Source organism: Corynebacterium sp. HMSC067D03 (assembly GCF_001811185.1).
Taxonomy (GTDB): domain Bacteria; phylum Actinomycetota; class Actinomycetes; order Mycobacteriales; family Mycobacteriaceae; genus Corynebacterium; species Corynebacterium coyleae.
In genome coordinates this window covers 1-20,412 of sequence record NZ_KV803781.1, presented here as the reverse complement: position 1 = coordinate 20,412, position 20,412 = coordinate 1, and the positions used below count along the sequence as shown (strand labels likewise).

The following is a 20,412-nucleotide window of genomic DNA, read 5'->3' as shown; positions in this document are numbered from 1 at the left end:
TTTTAGTTGTTTGAATATGACGAGGGATTCAATAGGTCAGAAACCGCTGTAGCAGTCTTTCGAGATGTTCGAGGCCGAAATTCGACTTCCTCAGGTATAACGAGGGGGCGGTGGCATCAAGTTTTGTTTGCGGGGGTCGCTTATGGGGGCGATAGAAAAGGCGGGGTTGGAGATTACGGATGGATACAGAATCCACCCAGTGGCGAGTGGTTTTCTGTCTTTAAAGACGGTACCGATGATCGCTACATTGTTTTGAGTGACCCGATGGGGTTTAGCCCGGTATATCTTGCAGAAATAGAAAACAATGAGGGCCACGTTGACCTTTACGTTTCTAATTCGTTCCCAGCTTTGACTTCGTTGTTGCCGGGGGTATCAAACCACATAGATCCGGTCAATGTCGCTTCGATGCTGGGATCAACTAGTACCTTTGCCCAGACAGTTTTTAGTCAGGCGACACCCGATGAACGGGTAAAACTAGTAGAGCAAGGGTATTTTCTGGAGATTTCGTTAGACGGTTGGCGACTTGTTCCTAATCTAAGCTCCGGCAGCCGCTATGATGAATTGATCAAAAAGGGTGTCGAAAAAGCGCGCCAGGTCCTGGATCGTGTCGCAGGGGGTATTTCTGGTGATGATCAGGTGCAGCTCCGTCTCTCCGGAGGAAGGGACTCAAGGGCGGTATTAGCATTGCTGTCATCGTCTGCACTCTTACCTCACGCTGAAGTTCTTTCTATTGATCCTGCGCGTGCCACCTCAGAGTTTGCGTCGAAAATTCTCAAGACTGATGCCCGTATCGCAAACTATCTGCGGTGCGAATACTCGCTGCCGATCTCACGTCCACGTGCGGGAGTAAGTGGTTCGATACCAGTACACGAAAGCTTGGTTGATTGGCAGCGTCATCGTTCCAATTTCAATTTCCACTATGCCCCTCGTAACATCGTCGTGAAGAACGAACACCGGCTTTTTGATATTTACGGTGGTGCAGGCGAGGCGTTTCGTACACATTGGGCAGGTTTTTTTCGAGGGCACCCTAGACTCGGTCATTTAAACTGGGGGCAATCGCAACCAAAAGAGATTGCTAGCGAGGTTTTTCGGTTAGTGTTCCCTGCAGCATTTTTCGGTGAAGGACTCCATTCGCTGGCTGAGGAACGATTTATTAAAGAGCTTCAATTAGACAAGTATGAATTCTTTGACGACGCCATAGACAGGCACTATGTCAAATTTAGGAATCGTGGGCACAACGGCTCCGCCCGTTCTGCGACTATCTCTAATAGTTACAACATGATGCCACTCGCTCAACCTGAATTCTATGAGGCTGCGCTTCTGCTCGATCGTGAGGATCGTGAGCAGGGTAAAGTAATTTTCGACATCATCGAGCATTGTGCCCCGGGTCTAAATTCGGTCGAGTTTGAGTCGGGTGAATGGCCACGGCACTTTGGGCGTGAAACAACAGTTCGTCCTGTAATCGAACCAAAACAGACAGTCGGAGCTACACGACGAATTACGCCACTCGATGGCTCAGCGGATCAAGAGGCTTTTCAGTCGGAGATCTGGCTGCTTGCACAGTTTAATCAGATTAAAGCAGAGCTGAGGGAAGTATCCGAGCTTAAAGGGGTGTTATCGGGCCCAATCGATCGATGGCTAGCACATAGGTTTGAAAAAGAGAACGCCTCAGGTAAGGGCATCTTAGTTGCTAAATTGGCATCTATTAGAGATGCCTTGGTGGGGATAGCGCCTGACCTCCGGTTTGATACAAGCCTTGGGATTCAAACCGGCAGAAGCGCAACTCTCAGGTCGAGTGTGCCTGCACCGGCTCAAAAACCCTATCGATTGAGAGAATCGCTGGAGCCGGTTGAAGTTGCGGCAACCGCGATATTCGACGGGAAGGCATTGACGATAGATGCGAAAGTGGTTAAGGGCCAGGCTACTCATGTCGAATTCGCATTCTACGTCTTCGCAGGTGATGAACGGTTCTATACAAGATGGTACAAGCCGGATGGATTTTTACGAGTAGACGTTGGTGGACATGCGCCAACTCGGATCTTGGTGTTCTCGCGATTTGCTAGTGCGACGGATGCGTTTGAAACGAAAGAGATTCGCGTCGATGATGTCTCGCGATGAGTTGGCAGCTTCAGTGGGGCACAAGTCAAAGCGAAATGGATGTACCATCCTGCGGCCCTAGCGGGAGTATTCGAGAAGGGTGATCGTGAATAGGGGTCTCCAGTCCGGTTGCTGAAAATGCGCATCGTGCGCTGTGTGGTTTTCAAATACGGCATTTTCTGATCCGGAGGAGAGGCCCGCATAGCAGGATGTGGCTGCTTCCTTCGCTGGACAGACCTGTAACTTTGGCCTTTTTCGCGGTGAAGCATCCATTCCTCAGGGGTGCGGCTCCAGGGTGGGTGTTCGCAAGTCGTAACCTCGGCTAATCAAACCATGTCCGCGATCACGCAGTTTCCAGTGGAGGGTTACCGCAGCGCCGCTGTCTTAGCATGGGAGTAGCTTCCTACGAGTTTGTAGAATCGATTGAGCAACGGGCTAGATCCTGTGTAGTTCAAACGTCTGAAGGAGCGTCTAGTGTTCGCCGATGAGATCCGCGATCCGCAACATCTCGAGCAGTTACGGATTAATGCCATTGTCAATGATCCCGAGAAGTTCTACAACGAGATGAAGCATCTTCGTGGGCAGAGCCAGGAGAAGCAGCTCGCTGCGCTTATGCGCGAGCGAAGCGATTTGAAGAGGAGAATCTCATCCGCGATGGCGAGTCTCAAGGATGAGAAGACTCGTAGCGAACGGCTCGCGAAGCAGAACTCCAAGTTGAAAGATCAGATTGCAGCACTTCGTAGTTCCAAAACTATGCGCCTTGGGCGTGCTGTTGCAGCGCCGGCTAAAGCTACGCGCCATGCGTTGACTGACCCAGTTGGTTTTACGCAAAAGGCAGCGAAGAAATCTTCGAAATTCGCCAACAAGGTAGTCGATGCGCTACCCCGCACTGGTTCGTTTGGCAGTGGTAACAGTGACGGTGAACGAGATTTCGAATCCCTAGAAAAGCGTAACCACAGAACTCGCAATGAATCGTTTGAAACGACATTGAATCGGCTGTGGTATCAGGAAGGTCGAGTCAGTGATGCCGCTACATTCATTCAAACGAATCAAGCTGCGTTAGAGGAATCTTCAGATAAAGCAAAAATTCTCTCGCACAGAATTCTTGGTATTGAACGGGTTCGCAAGAACGGCATCGCTCTCCCCGCACGTTCGGATGCGTGCGCTTACGTTCCCGAGGTAAATCGTGTGATGTATTGCGTGCACCAGAGCCCTGTTTTTAACTCAAATGGCTATTCAACACGAACTCGGGGTGTAGTTGAAGGACTCTCGGCAAATGGTGTTGATCCGGTTGTTGTCGCCCGGCCAGGTTATCCGTGGGACTCAAAGGCTGATCGAAAAAAGCCCGGTCAGCGTCGCAGTTCCACAAATCTAGACGGAGTGCCATATGTTCACATTCCCGGCGGAAACCTGAGCCGAGACGCCTTAGATCACTATTTTCAGATCGCCGCAGATGGTTTCGTGCGTGAAGCGAAACTGAATCGTCCCAGTATGATTCAGTCAGCATCGAACTTCCGGACAGCGCTACCAGCTCTGATCGCTGCCAGGAGAGTTGGTGTTCCCTTCGTCTACGAAGTGAGGGGACTTTGGGAGCTAACCGAAGCATCATCAAAACCGGGGTTTGAAAATACGGAACGTTTCGAGCTCATGCGCGACCTCGAGACCTTGGTTGCGCTGGAAGCAGATGTAGTACTTGCTATTACAGACCAGGTAGCTGATGAGTTGGTCGAACGGGGCGTTGAACGAGACAAGATCCTGCTTGCGCCTAATGCGGTGAACACTCGCAGGTTCGTGCCGATTCCCGCAGACCAAAGCTACAAGCAAGCGAAAAAGATCCCAAGTGAGGGTCCGGTCATTGGCTTTGCCGGCAGCTTGGTGGAATATGAGGGGCTCGATCTGCTCATTGAAGCGTCCGAGCTGCTTGGGCGAGAAGGTATCCAACACCAGGTTGTGATTGCTGGATCAGGCGTAGCAGAAGATAACCTGAGAACGCTAGCAGCGGATCGCCCTCATGCGCAGGTCCGATTCTTGGGACGCTTACCGCAGTCTGAAATCCCTCGGTTGATGAGTATCTTCGATATCGTCGCATGCCCGCGTCATTCTCAACGCATCACCGAGTTGGTCTCGCCCTTAAAACCCTTGGAAGCATTTTCAGCCGGTAAAGCAACGATTTTGTCCGATGTCGCACCTAACGTAGATCTTTCAGGTACAGCAGATCTACCGCGTGCAGCAACGTTCAGAGCGGGAGACTTAAAGAGCCTCACCGTGGAGCTACGAACACTGATTGAAGACTCTGAAGCACGTGGTGAGCTTGGCCGTAGAGCGCGTCTCTGGACGGTTGAGCAGCGTACCTGGGAAGCTATCGGCCAAACTATGCGGTTGGCTCAGGTGGAGGCGCGTCGTCGTTACGAAACATGCGTTACTTCAAGTAGGGAACTTGCTGATTTGACGGTGGGGGTGATTGGAGATGAATTCACACGTACCACTCTTGAAGGGGCGTTCCACACAGTTTTGATGAGTCGTGAAAGCTGGCGTCAACAGTTTTCGTCGCACTCGATTGATCTGCTGTTTGTGGAATCAGCATGGGAAGGAAACGGTGGCGAATGGAAGCGGGGAGTCGGGCACTACTCGGATGACGAAAGCGCTGATCTGCGAGCACTTGTAGCGTATGCGAAAGAAAACGGAGTCCCCACTGTCTTTTGGAATAAAGAAGATCCGGTGCACTTTGCGCGATTCGCCCCTAACACAGCCCTGTTTGATCATGTGTTTACCACCGATGCGAACATGATTCCTGAGTATTTGAGGGTTCCTGACTGCAAGAATGTAAGTGTTTCTTCTCTACCTTTCTACGCGCAGCCCAAGATTCACAATCCTCTACCGGTGTCGAGAGAGTTCGATAATACGATCGCGTATGCCGGGACGTATTACGGGCAGCGATACGCGGATCGTTCAAAGGGGCTTGACCAGCTGCTCGAGGCCGCGAGAAAGTATGGACTAGCAATCTACGACCGTCAGGCGGATATACCAGATTCTCCCTACACCTTTCCGTCAAAGTATGCGCCTGCGGTTCGAGGATCACTGCCATACACCGAGGTGTTGAAATCGTACGCATCCCACATTGCTCAACTAAACGTGAGCTCAGTGACAGATTCTCCGACTATGTTCTCTCGCCGTGTTGTTGAGATCCCTGCTTGTGGCGGTGTTGTCCTTTCCTCTCCAAGTCGTGGAATCTCGGAAACCTTGGGGCCGAATATTGCGTCGTCCAATGCCGAAGAGGACATTGACGCATGGATGCTCAATTGGACGCAAAGCGCAGAAGGCCGGCTGGAAGAAATCTGGCGGCAAATGCGCACGATCTATCGATCACACACGACGGATACAGCAATGGCAATTATGTGTCGCACTGCTGGTATTCCGGTCCGTGGAGTCAAGCTTCCGACTTACTTTGTCACAGTTTCAAACCCGAGCAACGAGCTAATTGCATCGCTACTGGAACAGTCTGTTCGACCATTCGCTATTGTTGGTGACTTATCGGAACAACAGCGCGCACTAGTCAGAGAACAAGGCATTCGCGTGGACGTTGAGTCAGTAAAAGCGGACTACACCACGCACGTAGATAAGCCAGTTTCACGCACGCATTTTGAGGATTTGCTCCTTGCTACGCGGTTTGGTGAATGGGATGTCATTCAGCCACTGTATGGGGAGAACTTTGTTAACGGCGACTCAGTATGTGTTCCGATTACCCCGGACGAAATAACTGTTGCGGCGCTGATCAGAAGCGAGAATGCTGACAATGCAAATGCTGTTGGAATGTTTATGGCGCCGGACACAGCTTGGACGCAACCGGAACAAGTCGAAAATGAGTTAGCGTCTCTCCCCGTTGGAGCAACAGTTCTTGTGGCAGGGCACGATCTGAAATTTGCTCAGAGCACTATTGCCGCCTTGACGGCCAATGGTTATAAGGTCCTATTGGATCAATGGGAGTCGCATACTCAGCACGACGAAGATCAGTCGATGGAACTGCTTTCTGAGGCGGATATAGTTTTTTGCGAGTGGGGTCTGGGAAATGCGGTGTGGTTTTCGCATCACGTTCGCCCTGATCAACGACTTGTTGTGCGGGTACATTCCCAGGAGCTGTTTCGCCCGTACCTCAAGCAGATTGATACGTCTAGCGTAGAAAAATTCGTGTTCGTGGGTGAACTTATTCGAGATACCGCCGTCATTTCCCACGGCATTCCAAAAGAAAAGACAGTTATCATCCCTAACCCTGTCGACGTGGGGGCACTTAAGCTCCCGAAGAAGCCGACGGCTGAGTTCGGTATAGGCTTTGTCGGAATTGTGCCACGGTTAAAGCGTTTGGACCGTGCCCTTGATGTGCTTGAGGCGCTACAGAAAAAAGATCAGCGGTTCCACTTGCGGATAAAAGGTAAAACCCCTGAAGACTATCCGTGGATGGCAAACCGTCCGGAGGAAATGGCATTCTACAAGGAGCAATACGACCGGATTGCAACGCTAAATAACCGGAAGCCTGGTTCTGTTATTTTCGATGGCTTTGGTCCTGATATGGCCGATTGGTACCGGAACGTAGGTTTCGTCCTCTCGGTGAGTGACTTTGAATCGTTCCATCTCACTTTGGCTGACGGTGCTGCTTCTGGTGCGATTCCCTACTCCATCGCGTGGCCGGGTGCGGATCTCATCTACCCACTGGAATGGCTGTCTGCTTCAACCGATGAGCTGGCTCAAGCCCTGATATGTGGCGAGGTGAATTCTGAGGATGCAAGTCAGTTCGTGAAAGAGCACTTTGCTCAGGAAGACGTCCTTGAACGCCTGGTAGCTTTGATTACTCGTCAGGAAGGGTAAAGTTGAAGGGCCTGCCCCTCGGGGAGGGGCAGGCCCTAAGCGGCTCTAGTTAAACCCAAAGACCTTTGGTGTCCACGATGTGTTTGCCCTGAATTTCAGATGCACGAACTTCTTTAAACTCGTTGTGGTCAACCAGCAGTACCAATACGTCTGCTTGATTGATTGCGGAATCAAGCGTGGCGTATTCGACGTTTTCTAATCCCTCGAGGGCCGGCGGCAGAGCCTTTACGTTCGGCTCAACAGCGAGAATCTGCCTATTGCTGAATTGCGTAGCGACGCGCTTCGCAATCTCCAATGCTGGAGATTCGCGCAGGTCGTCGATGTTGGGCTTGAACGCCAGACCGAGAATCGCGATTGTTCCGGCGTCCTCCTGGTTAACAGCGTCAGCAATCTTGTCCAGCACCCATGCGGGCTTTGCGTCGTTTACCTCACGAGCGGTGCGAATCAACCGCGCTTGTTCAGGAGCGCTAGAGACGATGAACCATGGGTCCACTGCGATGCAGTGGCCGCCAACACCTGGACCGGGTTGAAGAATGTTCACGCGAGGGTGGTGGTTAGCTAGCTCGATTAGTTCCCAGACATCGATGTCAAGGCTGTCACAGATGACAGATAGTTCGTTGGCAAAAGCAATATTTACATCGCGGAACGAGTTTTCAGTTAGCTTCGCTAACTCAGCAGTGCGTGCATTTGTCTCGAGCAGTTCGCCACGGCAGAAGCTCGCATATACTTCGCGGGCCTGCTTCGTAGCCTGAGGTGACATACCACCGATGATGCGGTCGTTGGTACGGAGCTCTTCCATGGCTTTGCCAGGGAGAATGCGCTCGGGGCAGTGTGCAAAAAGAATTGTCGGTTTCTCGTCCGGATTGTCGCTGCCATCGATAACGAATTCAGGGCGCAGTTCAATAATGCGTTCGGCCATGCGCTGGGTCGTGAGCGGCGGAGAAGTGGATTCGAGCACAACTAGTTCACCACCCGTAAGCTTCGGTGCGATGGCCTCGGCGGCCGAATAGATGAAAGCCATGTCTACGGAATGGTCCTGTTGGAAAGGCGTGGGAACCGCGACAATGTAGGCGTCGGCAGTCGGCATTGCCGTGGAAGCACGGAAGTTGCCACTTTCGAGTGCGTTTCGCAGTTCCTCCTCGAGGCCTGGCTCCACGATTGTTACTTCGCCGTTGTTTACGGATTCAACTTTTTCTGGTACAACATCTACGCCGGTCACCTGCAAGCCACTATTGGCCATGACGACGGCTGTTGGCAGGCCAATATAACCTAGTCCAATAAAAGCAACTGAATTCAAATCAAGGCTCCTTTAGGTGTTAAGAACACCTGCATTGTAGCTCTCTGCTTCCATGTCTGAGCGGGGCACCCAGAGTTGACGTTCAGTGCGAGGCATTCAATCTTGTTAATAGAGGCTTTATCATGAAGTGTCTACTCTTGGAAGTGTCCTCAGGCTAGTTCCTGACCTATCTAAGGAAAGATAGGTCACTCGGCCCAGAATAATTTCGTCGAGTTCAAGGGAAGGGCAGTCGGCCAAATCGTTGAAACGGTCCACCTTAAGCCTTGCTCACTGCAATGCGCTTACGGAGAAGTCGGGATACTGCTTGGCGTTTGCCACCAGACGTTGCGCTTGTGGTATCTCGACTTGGTTGTACTTCGCGGACGGGCAGCAGCCTCGGCTGAGGAACCTGTCGAAGGCAGAAGCTCAAGAGAATATTCCGGGAAGGTCGTGTTAGTTGAAACGAACCAACGAGATTTTGAAAACCAGATTTGGTTTTTTCCCGGTGGAATTTTGCCGATGCCACGATGAGATGATTTCCAAAATCGACGTGCAAAAGGAACAAATTGGGGTCGAAGTCATCTGCCGTGTTTTGAAGCAGGCAGATCGTGGTTTCATTGCCCCGCGCGGCTAGCGGATCGCCACCGCACGGACTCCAAACGCAAATGCGTTGAGCGAAAGCCTGCTTATCCCAGAGACTCAACGTATCCAGGGGAAAACTTCCCTGTTTACGGCACCCGCAAAATGCGGGACGCAATGAATCGGGAGGGCTTACATATTGGCCGCGACTATACGGCGCGTTTGATGAAACCAGCAGGTGTTTATGGCTGGCGGCGTGGACGAAATCTGATAGCAATGGATAGTCACTCAATTGCAAGTCGGTCGTCCGGATCTTGTCTAGCGGAACTATCGTGCTGACGCACCTGGCCTGCTTTTGGGGTGCTGGCATTACCTTTGCGAGCACCTCGTCAGCGTTTCTTTGCACCGCGTTTGTTGTTGAAGTGTTCATGCGCTGCCAAGGGAAGGATTGGAGCACGTGTTGACAAAACCGGTCGAATTCATGACGGAAATCTAATCCATCGCAGTGATCGGAACAGTCGGTACATGTCGCTAAAATAGTCTACAGCGTTGGCCGATGCTGAGATTATGCCGGGCGTGGGAAGCGTCGGAGATTCATGCGACAATGCATAGGCTAAGAATAATCATCGTTCGCTGAACGTGGCGGAGTTCTGTACGCACGGAGTGCTACAGAAAGACCCAGTGGGTGGAAACGGACAGTGGGCATGAGCAGGCGGTAGTTTACTATGAGGCGAACTACTGTTTAGAGGCGAGCAAATAGTTGGACGGATTAAATGATTTTGAACGAAAAGCTATCCCTGCCAGTATTTCCGGATGAAAATAGTTTCTACGAGGTTAAAGGGCTACTAAAGTCAGCTTCTGAAAATAAAGTTCTGGTTCGATTTTCGCCAGAGAAAGGGCATCCAGGGAAAATCGACGGGCTCTGGCCTACCCCTGACGGTTCGCATTATCGCTATCTCGAAAATAGTAGTCATCTTGAACCCTTTAGTGTCGTAGCTCATATGCCCCCGGAACAATTTGGAAAAGTGACTGTTACCATCGAAAGATGGAAAGGGCGGGGTGAAATTGAGCTTCTCTTTGAAAGCTTTGTGGGGTCTCCCAAAATTCTTTATGTGGGAAACCGGGGCGTGGAAGACGAAATTTTCAAGCGGTTCCCTGTTGAAACAATCACAGGAAGTTCCATCGCCTTCTCGAAACTGGAAGCCGAGCTAAAACATCTCGCGTACGACGTACTTCTAGTTGATTTAGATAGCTTCCTTCGCGCTGAAATGAGAGTCTCCTCGTTCACTCCAGAGCTCGGTGAAAAGTTACGGCGACTTGCGTCGGTGGCATCCCCAAGGAGAGTCGTGTTTGTGGCAGGTGACAGGCATCTAAAGGCGGAAGTCGAAACTAACGCATTTCGTAGGTTAGGTGAAAAGCCAGCATACGGGGTGTTTGATTGCGGATCGGATGATCATTTTTCCGAAGTGCTGCACGAGTTGATGGTGGAAGAAGAGCTATTGCAACCCGTGCACGACGGTGGGTGCCTGAGTGCCGTTGATAAGCCTTTCAGAGATATAGAGGCTCTAGACGTAATTTCATTGTTTGATTGCGCTTCTGCATTTGAATTGGCTTTCGATTGTGTGGCAGATCATTCCATTAAGCCGAAAGATTGTTTGGTCAGCTTTGAGATTGCAAAAATAGAAGCAGGTGAAATAGTTGCAGACCAAACAATTGATTTTCGGGTCGACGGCTTATATCTGTCAGGCGATCCATCCATTGGTCACTTTAAGTATTTAGATCTCCGGCCAGGGGTTGGTCGTTATCATGTAGATGTTGACTTACCTGCAGGCTTGGTGTGCACCGGCATGCGGTTCATGAGGTTTGGCCGAGAGCGGCCGAGTATCGAGATTGCAAACGTAAAGGTCCAACTGAAGAACAGTCCTAGGCAGAGAGATAAAGAATGGAAAGTTTGAGGAAATCGGTCAAAGTTGCGGTTGTTCAACCAGCTGATCAACCACCACCGCTATGGGTACTTCCTAACGGGACGATGATTTGGCACTCAGATGCGGACATACTTCCCTCATCGGTACTGCAGTCTGCTGATTGTATTTATATATTTAGCCCAAATTACCAGGATATTACGCTCATGGAAGGGTGGCTAAGGCATGATAAATCTGTAGTTGCGGTGTGGCGTCCAGAAACTGAACGGCATGTAACTCGGGTCCTTATACAGTTCGGCACTTCTGATTGTTGCTTACAGTCAGTCGACTTTAGGGATTCCGTTGCCCTTGCCACCTACAGCACTAACGGGGGTAGAGGCGATTGTGAGCTAGCGAAGGTTCAACTTGGACGACTCGTGACAGTTCCGGTTATCCTATCGGCACAACAGGCGGAGGAGTATCGGGCTAAACTCAACCATCTTGAGAATGAAGTGGAAGTGCTTCAACAGGTTGCCAACTCAAAAGAAATAGTCGAGACCGAACTCAACTTTGCCAACAGGTTGGTTGTCCAACTGGGCGACCAGCTCGTTGCTCAGTGCGTCAGGAACGAAGAGCTGAAGATGCAAAATGCTGCCTTGGCCGAACGTATCCTCGAGCTCAAATCGGAAAGCTAGACAGCAGGAATACTTCATTGGGTAGCTGGCTGGAATGGTTTGTCACAGGAGATGATTGGGAAAATGTTATTTAATGAAGGTTCTTCTCAGAGGTCGCAGCCTGGTGTCAGCGTTATCGTCCCCAGTTACAAATCGGTTAGTACGATCCGCAAGACATTAGATTCGCTACGCGCTCAGACGCTCCCTCGTGAACTTCTTGAAGTTGTTGTTATTGTTAATGGTCCTGAAGATGGAACTCTAGACCTACTTCGCGATTACGAGCGGGAAAATACGGGATTCAATCTTCGTTTCCTTCAGTCCGCTTTAGCGGGGGCGGGTGCGGCTCGTAACCTGGGGTTGAGCGCTTGCACACGCGAGTATGTAACTTTCGTGGATGCTGATGACTGGGTATTGCCAAGGTTCTTAGAATCTGCTTATAAGATTGCCTCGGATAAAGTGATAGCGCTGACGCCAATTCACAATTATTCACCGAACTCGGGACTCGACGATTTGAATCCCTTAAATCGGAAGATTTCCGCAATCGCTGGAACGGAAGTCGCTAGTACCGGTATATCCTGGGCTTTTGGATTCAATGCTTGTAAACTCGTTCACCGAAATCTTATTGGAGAGTACCGCTACAACGAGACGCTCGAAAGTGGCGAAGATCTAGTATTCTTTGCGCAACTTTTATCAGATGCGGATCTCCGCGTCTCGGCTGTGGAATTTGACGACAATGCGTACGTAAGGCGGCTAACGGAGAATTCCGTCTCCCGCCAGCCAGCAACTTTTGACTTTTCAGTGAGGCAACGCCTCGACTGCTATGTTGCGCTCAATGAGATTGAGGGTAATTCTCCTGCAGTTCGACAGCTTCAAAAAGGTCAGTTGGGCTTTATTAGGCGGTATTTGAAGGAAAATCCACAGGACGAGCAAGCACTGGAGGATCTGGTTGATGAGCGTTCGGTCTCTAACTTTCCATGGTCTGATGTTCAGACTGGCCAAGCTAGCGACTTAGTCTTTTCGTACTGCTTTCCCCCATTTTCGGACACCTCGGCAGTTGTGGCGGCTAAAGTCATTAGGTCTCGAAAGAAGAAGGTGGATGTCGTATCGGCAGACATGTCCAGTACGAGAGAGCGAGACGAAAGTCTTGATCATGTTGTTGGTCGTTGGGTAGTTCAACATAAGGAAATAGAGGCGCCGGTCACCTTTAATGATTGGTCATTACTTACCACTTTTGCATTGAAGGCGTTCGCAGTGGCGGATTCTCTTACGCAGAAGCGGATTGGTCCTTATGAGTCAGTTTATTCTCGTGCCATGTGGGCTGGATCGCATGTAGCGGCAGCTTTGTATAAATTGGCACATCCGGCGGTTCCCTGGATTGCAGAGTTTTCTGATCCTCTAAGGTTTGATGTGGAGGGAAAGAAGAGAAAAGCACCACTTATTGAAAACGACCTCTCGTCGGAGCTACTGGAGGTTGTGAGTTCGGTGGTTCCGTTAGCTGATGTGGAGACCGCGTTCGACTTGATTGAATTTCTGACGGTAATACTTGCTGACGAAGTCATTTTTACAAATGAAAATCAAAAGTCGTACATGCTGCATTCTTATCCGGAAAGCCTAAAGAAGCTGGTGGAGCAGAAGTCACTTGTGAGATCCCATCCTGCTCCGGATTCATCATTATTCACTAACAAATCAGATTCGAGTGCGTTTCCCCCGGAGCGTATTAACATCGCGTACTTCGGATCGTTTTATTCGAATCGTGGATTACGCGATGTATTAGTTGCGTTGATGAATTCACGTCCGGAGGTCAGATCAAGTGTCGTGCTGCATATCTTTACCAACCAGATAGAAAATGTTGAATCAGAGATTTCTACCTATGGATTGACGGGGACCGTAAGAGTAAAAGGATATTTGCCGTATCTCGATTTTTTGAGCGCTTGTGTGCAAGCGGACGTCCTTCTTGTCAATGATGCAGTTTGTAGTAACCCAGAGGGAATTAACCCTTTCCTCCCTTCGAAATTTTCTGATTACAAGGCAAGTGGAACCTCAATTTGGGGCGTCGTTCAAGAAGGCTCTCCGTTGTCGGAACTGGAATTGACCTATCAATCCGGTGTGGGCAACGCTCCGGAAGCAATCACGGTATTGGATAGGATCTTCTCGGATTTCACCTAGCTCACCTGAAATGCCGGGGAATGAATAAGTCTGAGTTTGCGATGACCTCCAATGTGAATGGACGGAAGCGATCCACAAAGCGAGTGATAATTCTTGAAGATGATTCGTAGCAGTTTAATGCTGGACTGTTCGTCTAGAATTTTTTTAAGATTGCGCTGTATCCCGAGATAATTAGTGATTTTATGGGATTCAATTCGATCGCTAAGCCCAACCGGTTTGAGATGATGTCCATATTGAAACCGTTTAAGTAACGGTGCTAGGGAAGGCAAGTGGAGGAAATGCAGCAGATAGACGAAATGGTGGCCGAATTGGTAGCTGAGGTTTTGGCAGCGAACTCGCCTGTAGATGTACTTGGCTCACCGGGACTCGTGTCGCAGATCCGCATTAAGTTGATGCGCAACTACGGGGCAGAAGGCATCAAGATTTTTGCTAACAAGTTCGATACCCGGAGAGGTGAATTCGGAAGTGACTTGCTGGTAGCAAATCCCCCCGCCGCCTATGTCTCTAATCTTTCCTACTTGTTACCGACAGCTTTCTGGGAGGCTTACCCCTACTACCTTGGTGAAGCCGGCAGTACTTTCGGTGCCAATGACGCAGCAGTTTTTTTGTCAAATCGAAGTAACGCAGAACGGCTGATTGGGCATATATTGCGCGATGAGTTGCCATACGGTAGTTTTTCCCCAGAGTTTCTACTGAATATAGCGCTAGCGGCCACAGTAATTAATGTTGGTGGAGATCAGTTGCTTAGGGTTATCCAAAGGGCTACTGAGGGTCGTGATCACCGTTATAGGCTGGTCAATCTTGCTGTGACGCGGCGTTTGGTGAATGCTCCGAAGCCTTTTTCGGAATCTAACGGCGGAAGAACTGCGATAGTAGTTGCGGGCCAGATGCGTAATCCAGAACGCGCGCTTCCAGAACTACAACGGCACCTGCAGGTCAATGACGCGGACTATTTTGTCTCGTCGTGGAGCACTCTCGGACGGACGTCACTCAATCGTTCGAGGTTGAGTCGAGTACTTGATTCGGAGGCAATTCCCCTGGGGGAAAGCCTTACGGATAGAGAACTGGCCTTGGTTGATAAGGAGTTGAGTAGTCAAAGGGGAGCGAGTCTGGAAACACTTAATGAAATCCTACTGAATTCCATTCCGAGCCTCCACACGGATCGCATACATTTGGTAGATGAGTCGGAGCCGGTGTTTAAGCTGATGGATAACGGCATGAAGATGCATTATCACAACCTTGTGTGGCCATCCATTTTGGGGGAAAGGTATCTTTCTCGGAACTATGATTATGTCGTAAAAGTGCGGCCGGATCTGATTTTTAAGGAAGGTACCGTTCTGACTTCCGAAGACTTGCGAAGCCTAGGTCCGAGCGACATTGGGAATGATCATCCAAACTGGCTCTTTGAGCCATGGGGATTCGGCGTAGGGGACCAGTTCTTCTATGGACGGTCAGATGTGATGGAAGCTCTGTTGACAACTTGGAGTCCTCATTCGGTATCAGTGCGAATACAAACCGAGGTATTCGGAAAGCCGAACTACTTGCAAGGGCACGTCAATTTGGGCCTTGAGCTTTGGATGATGGGAGGAAATCCAGTATCCAGTCCACTGCAGAAGAATGGGCTTTTCAAGTCAGAACTGATTACCCTTCCGCAGCTAAGATCCGCGATTGAAAAGGTGAGGGTTTAGATTTGAAGCGACTGATTGTCGACGTTGACGACACCATTTCATTTACTCAAAATGGTGATTATGCGTGTGCGCAGCCAAACTTTCCTGTAATTGAACGGCTTCGTGAATATAAGAATCGTGGATTCGAAATCGTATTCCATTCCTCCAGAAACGTAAGGACCTTTGAGGGAAATTTGGGCAAAATAAATGCGCATACACTTCCGACCCTCATAGAATGGTTGGATCGGCACCAGATTCCATATGATGAAATCTATATGGGGAAACCTTGGTGTGGATCTGAAGGATTCTACGTCGATGATAAGGCTGTAAGGCCGGACGAATTCGCTAAACTCAGCTATCTGGAGATCTGTGAACTCATAGGGTTAAAAAAGTGATATTAATAACTGCCGCCGCGGAGGTCCAAGGTGATCTTCGCTCCGAATTCGGACCGATTCCGCCCGTATTTCTGCCGATTGGCAATAGGCCGCTGCTGTATTGGCAAGTCCAAACGTTGCGACAAGCCTTCGGAGATGAATCTATTGTGCTCTCGCTTCCGGAAAACATTTCTCTGACAAACCTCCAAAGTCGTGCGATAGATGACAGTGGCGTGGAGGTGGTAACTGTCCCGGCGGGCTTCAGTTTGGCGGCATCGGTGTTGTTTGCGCTCAATGTAAGTGAATCTCGGGATGATATCGTCCGGATTCTTCACGGAGACACATTATTAAAACGCATTGATTCTTCGGTGAATGTGGTGGGGGTTTCCGCAACCACCGATTCTTATGATTGGCAGCTGGCGGGCACTCAGAGTGGCGAGCCTTCCAACGTATGGTGTGGATACTTCTGCTTTGAGAGCAGAAGAGAGCTATCGCGTGCACTTGCGCTCTCTGACGATGATTTCGAGGGTGCGGTTTTAGCGTACTCTCAGCGTATACCGTTGGAGGAAATTGAGGCAGTCGGCTGGTTAGATCTCGGACATGTGAATACCTACTTTCAAGCTCGTGAGAAATTTACAACCCAGAGAGAGTTTAACGACCTTGAAATTTTCGGCGGCATCGTAAGGAAGAGTAGCCACAAAACAGACAAGATACTAGCGGAAGCTAAGTGGTTCGATCTTTTACCCGAAGATCTGAGGCTGTTTGCCCCCGCACTTTACGGAGTCGATCATAATGTTGGTTCGTATTCACTCGAATATCTTCCGATGACTCCTTTAAATGATCTTTTCGTGCACGGCAACCATCCAAAGCATTTTTGGGCAGAACTCTTCCGATCAATCGGGGATTGGCTCCTTAGGGCGCAAATGGCTTTGCCTGCTAATGAGTCACTTGCTGTCGAGGCGAGGAACCGCTTAGTAGTGGCAAAAACTCGGGCCCGGGTTGAAACATTCTTAAGTGTTATGGGAGTCTCAGGAAATGAACCAGTCGTTTTTAATGGTGTGAGTCTCCCCGCCGTTTGGGAAATTGTTGATGACCTTATTGCGGATTCCCTTAGCCGCCCAGTGTTACCTGGCTTGTTACATGGGGATATGTGCTTTTCGAACATACTCTACGATTCCCGGAATCGTCGTGTTCGGTTACTTGATCCCCGAGGGATTCCAGCAACTAGCTCGGATGCGACCGGAGACCTACATTACGATCTAGCCAAATTGTCGCACTCCGTCATTGGATTCTACGACTTGATCATTTCGGGAGCCTTTGATGTTTCTTGGGACCTGTCCCGAATGAAATTTGACCTGGAGGTCCTAACGACGCACAATCAGCAAGAAGTCAAAGACGTGTATCTCCGAGATGGATATGCGTTACTGGGGGATATCGATCTGAACGCTTCCATACCCCAGATGATCCTTTTGTTCTTTTCTATGTTGCCTCTTCATGCGGATAATCAGCGTCGGCAGTGGGGGCTATTCGCAAACGGGCTACGGCTTTACCATGATTACAAAGAAGGTTTAATCTAATGATTGTTATCCCTATGGTAGGGCGGTCCAGCCGATTCTTTAAAGAAGGATTCTCCGTTCCTAAGTATGAGCTATGTTTGTTTGGGGAACCAGTCCTGGCGTGGGTATTAAGAAGCTTTCAAGCCTATTACGAGTCTCAAAAATTTCTATTTGTTACTCGAGAAGATTTTAATGCTTCAGGTTTCGTTACAGAGGTCGTGAAGAAGGAGGGAATTCGAGATTTTGAGATTGTCGAACTTGACTTTGAAACCGAAGGTCAAGCGCATTCAGTGGCGATCGGATTGGAGCGTATGCAGAAATCCGATGACGCAGGCCCCCTCGTTATCTTCAACGCGGACAGCATGTTATTGAACTTCAGTATTCCCGATCGGAGACATATCGGGGCCGGCGTTCTCGACGTGTTTCGGGGTGAGGGGGACCACTGGTCATTCGTTGAACCAGCATCAGGCTCTCGAGTATTAAGGACTGCAGAAAAGACTCGGATTTCCGAGTTTTGCAGTAATGGATTGTATATCTTTGCTAATTCCGAGCTATTTCTGGATTCTTTTCGTGCGTTTTTCGATAGCAATCTGACTGAGAAGGGAGAGTATTATATTGCTCCTCTTTATAATCACCTGATTGGACAGAATCTGCCAGTCTATTTTCGACAGGTACCTGAGTCGGACTGTGTGTTTTGCGGGACACCGTCGGAGTTTCAAGCGCTTTTAGATGTCGGTGATCAACTGGAGCTCCCCGGCCGGTACCCGGTAGAACATTAAAAATTTATTAGAGTTTGCGGTGGCTGCAGCTTTATCTCGATTATTTTAGTGATAGGACAATTGACGTGCGTTTCTCAGAGAGCGCTGAATTCTCTCAATTTTGCTTTCCAAGCGACGTAGCCGAGTTTGAGAATGTTGTCGAATCAATAACAGTTCGAGAGCTTGAAGAACTTGACCTGGAGTTGTTCCGGTCGGTCGCTATCAACGGTGTTTTGCCTGCGAACATACACGCCGGAGCCTTAAGCTTTTCGGATTCTGAGATTACTTTCCCGCTTGCTGATTTGCTTGAAGCGAACGGAGAGTGGTTCGGGATTTTCAGGGATGATCAGAACGTGCACGTTGTGCTAGCTGATTACTTCGGTTTCGCTAACGTCTATTACGGACAGCGGTCGGATGGAGTTTTGGTCATCGGATCAAGTTTCCGGGCGGTTTGCCATAGGATGCAGAGATTTGATGGCTGTGGCGAGTTGGAATTCGCGTCACTTGCCCCCACCGTTTCCAGCGTACACACGCTGTTCGGTAGAAGATTTTCTAAACAAACTTTTCGCCGGGGAGTGTATGCGTTAAATGCCGACGAGGCGATCATAATTAGAAGCGGAACCTACAGTGTCGTGCGGCGCCGTTTTTCTAAACCAGCTCCGGGGAGTAGTTACTCTGACCTCATAGCGAAAGGTATCGAACGCGCGAGTAAACAAATCAAAGCAAGCGTGGCCTTCAGTAAGCAGGAACCCGTAGTTGGACTGTCTGGTGGCAGAGATTCGCGTACAGTACTTTCTCTAATTCACGCTGCCGATTCGCTTAATTCTATTAACGTGATAAGCAATAACCCGATGGGGTATCCAGCAGGTGCTACACGAGACGTTATGCGTGGTGATTTGCACTACGCTAGTCGAATTGTCGAGCGCTTTGGCCTGAATTGGCAACAGCCAAAGCCAAGTGAAGGCTACAGGTTCACAGTCACAGAAGCCGTGGATCGTTTCCAACACGTAAGATCGCACCAAAGTTTCGAAATTGAGGGTTCATCGACTATTGCGATGAAACGCGGTTTTAGAACTCACTTTTATGGCGCGAACGGTGAGATGCTTCGTGGGCAGTTTGCTGTTGGCATGCTGGGTGCTCACAAATCGGCACTTGCGGGCGAGGATTTGGTAGCGGGATTCCGGCGGTTCTACGCCGGTTCAAATCCAAAAATGTTCGTTCCGCACGAAGTCTATAGCGCTGGCGAGGCTCTATTCGTGCGGGCCTTCCTTTCTAGCGCTTATTTTAGGTCCTACTTTGATTCCTTGAGCCGTTTTTTCGACGTCAATTTTGGAAGGTTACATCACGCAATTACGCGAAAAGCGTGGGAAACCGAGGAACTCTTAGTAAATCCCCTTTGCCAGCCTGAGTTTATAATGGCAAAAACTTTCTTGGATCCTACGGAACAAGGATGGGGGAAACTCCAGTTTGATATCATGCGGTCAATTGACCCTGCCTTTGTTACATTAGGATTAAATGGTGATCAGTGGGATCGCGAACTTACTAAATCTCTTCCAAGTGATACTCGATGGAATACGATTAATGGCTCAGGTGCGCTTTCTAGATGGGAGGAAAATTCCTCTGTCTCTCCAGTGGCAGAAATAGCCGGAGTACCACGATACGATATTCAGTCTGGTTTTGGTGCCGAACTAGCACGACGAGTCGACAGGGTATTCGAATATTTGCCTGACTGGTTACTAAAAACCGTAGCTGTAAACAGTGATTTCTCCAACGGTATTCAAAGATCACTGTTGGCAAAGATAGCTACTGTTGAAGACGCATTGGGAGTATCTGATGCTGCTTACAGTGTAACAAGGTTTTCCTCGGAACAGGAGCATCTGGTAACGCAAACAATTTGTATTCCAGGGCGTTTTGAGAGAACACGTAAGCAGTATTCAATGGGAGATGTCAACGTAGGTATTGAGGTCGTTGACCGCAACATTGAGGTGTGGTGTGAAAATCTCTCGTCAGAGGCCGAGGTAGCGATCTACTTATTCAAAGATGGCTCCCGAGTTTCTACGGCCTGGTATTCGGAATACCAGAATCCGGTTTCTTTCGAGATAGGTGGAGCCGGGATATATAGGGCTCAGGTCTTTGTTCGCCGAAAAGGCGCCCCACGCGCCCAGATGGTAGTGGAGAGTGGAGAGCAGCAGGTCGTATAGTCCTACGCCACATCTCGTTGGGCCAGAACGGGGCATGAGTGGCTACTGCCGAGCAGCGCTTCCAGCGGAAACAATGAGATAGAGAGCTATGTGTAGATTTGGAGTACTAGCAGGTCTCTATTTTATGAAACACCGAGCGATTTATGGAGGCCTATAGAGTCGCGTAAGTTTCCCTTTCGAGAATGTGCGCAAGGTGTTGCTCGTTGTCACCTAATCTAGCTTAACTAAAAGCGGATTCGAGTTGGGCAGTGATCTTTGAACGGGGTCAAGTTGAAGTGTCCCAGGTTTTGTTCCGTTTGAGTA

11 protein-coding genes and 1 pseudogene are annotated in these 20,412 nt (G+C 49.6%); 11 read left to right on the top strand and 1 reads right to left on the bottom strand.

Annotated elements, in window-relative coordinates; translation table 11 throughout:
- Positions 1-6: 6 nt before the first annotated feature.
- The gene (locus HMPREF2785_RS11730) at positions 7-2,118 is read left to right on the top strand and encodes a hypothetical protein (protein WP_141750608.1); all 2,112 of its coding nucleotides are present in this window, start codon (positions 7-9) and stop codon (positions 2,116-2,118) included.
- Between the two features lie 453 nt (positions 2,119-2,571).
- Positions 2,572-6,957: a glycosyltransferase gene (locus tag HMPREF2785_RS01050; protein WP_070613929.1), complete on the top strand. Its 4,386-nt coding sequence runs from the start codon at positions 2,572-2,574 to the stop codon at positions 6,955-6,957.
- Positions 6,958-7,006: 49 nt separating this feature from the next.
- Here the strand turns inward: HMPREF2785_RS01050 and wecC are convergent, their stop codons facing one another.
- On the bottom strand, positions 7,007-8,254 hold the full coding sequence (wecC, locus tag HMPREF2785_RS01045) for a UDP-N-acetyl-D-mannosamine dehydrogenase (protein WP_070613928.1): 1,248 nt from the start codon (positions 8,252-8,254) through the stop codon (positions 7,007-7,009).
- Between the two features lie 180 nt (positions 8,255-8,434).
- Between wecC and HMPREF2785_RS12130 the strand changes: the two are divergent.
- The 9 genes and pseudogenes from HMPREF2785_RS12130 to HMPREF2785_RS11720 form a co-directional block, all read left to right on the top strand.
- Positions 8,435-9,421 (top strand): annotated as a pseudogene (locus tag HMPREF2785_RS12130) (IS3 family transposase); the annotation flags it as partial.
- A gap of 164 nt (positions 9,422-9,585) precedes the next feature.
- A complete protein-coding gene (locus HMPREF2785_RS01040; protein ID WP_141750606.1) occupies positions 9,586-10,767 on the top strand; it encodes a hypothetical protein in 1,182 nt (393 codons plus the stop codon).
- Positions 10,768-11,150: 383 nt separating this feature from the next.
- Complete coding sequence (locus HMPREF2785_RS01035) at positions 11,151-11,408, top strand: hypothetical protein (RefSeq protein WP_070613926.1); 258 nt, start codon at positions 11,151-11,153, stop codon at positions 11,406-11,408.
- A gap of 63 nt (positions 11,409-11,471) precedes the next feature.
- On the top strand, positions 11,472-13,553 hold the full coding sequence (locus HMPREF2785_RS11445) for a glycosyltransferase (protein ID WP_168164667.1): 2,082 nt from the start codon (positions 11,472-11,474) through the stop codon (positions 13,551-13,553).
- Between the two features lie 269 nt (positions 13,554-13,822).
- On the top strand, positions 13,823-15,241 hold the full coding sequence (locus HMPREF2785_RS01025; protein ID WP_070613925.1) for a hypothetical protein: 1,419 nt from the start codon (positions 13,823-13,825) through the stop codon (positions 15,239-15,241).
- A gap of 2 nt (positions 15,242-15,243) precedes the next feature.
- Complete coding sequence (locus HMPREF2785_RS12330; protein ID WP_070613924.1) at positions 15,244-15,615, top strand: HAD family hydrolase; 372 nt, start codon at positions 15,244-15,246, stop codon at positions 15,613-15,615.
- Positions 15,612-17,171 (top strand): hypothetical protein, encoded by a 1,560-nt coding sequence (locus HMPREF2785_RS01015; protein ID WP_070613923.1) that lies wholly within the window; start codon positions 15,612-15,614, stop codon positions 17,169-17,171. The genes HMPREF2785_RS12330 and HMPREF2785_RS01015 overlap by 4 nt, the downstream gene beginning before the upstream one ends.
- Positions 17,171-17,929 carry a glycosyltransferase family protein gene (locus HMPREF2785_RS01010; RefSeq protein WP_070613922.1) on the top strand — a complete coding sequence of 253 codons (759 nt, stop codon included), beginning with the start codon at positions 17,171-17,173 and terminating at the stop codon, positions 17,927-17,929. Before HMPREF2785_RS01015 ends, HMPREF2785_RS01010 begins: the two co-directional genes overlap by 1 nt.
- Positions 17,930-17,994: 65 nt before the next feature.
- Complete coding sequence (locus HMPREF2785_RS11720; RefSeq protein WP_141750603.1) at positions 17,995-20,109, top strand: asparagine synthetase B family protein; 2,115 nt, start codon at positions 17,995-17,997, stop codon at positions 20,107-20,109.
- Positions 20,110-20,412 lie beyond the last annotated feature (303 nt).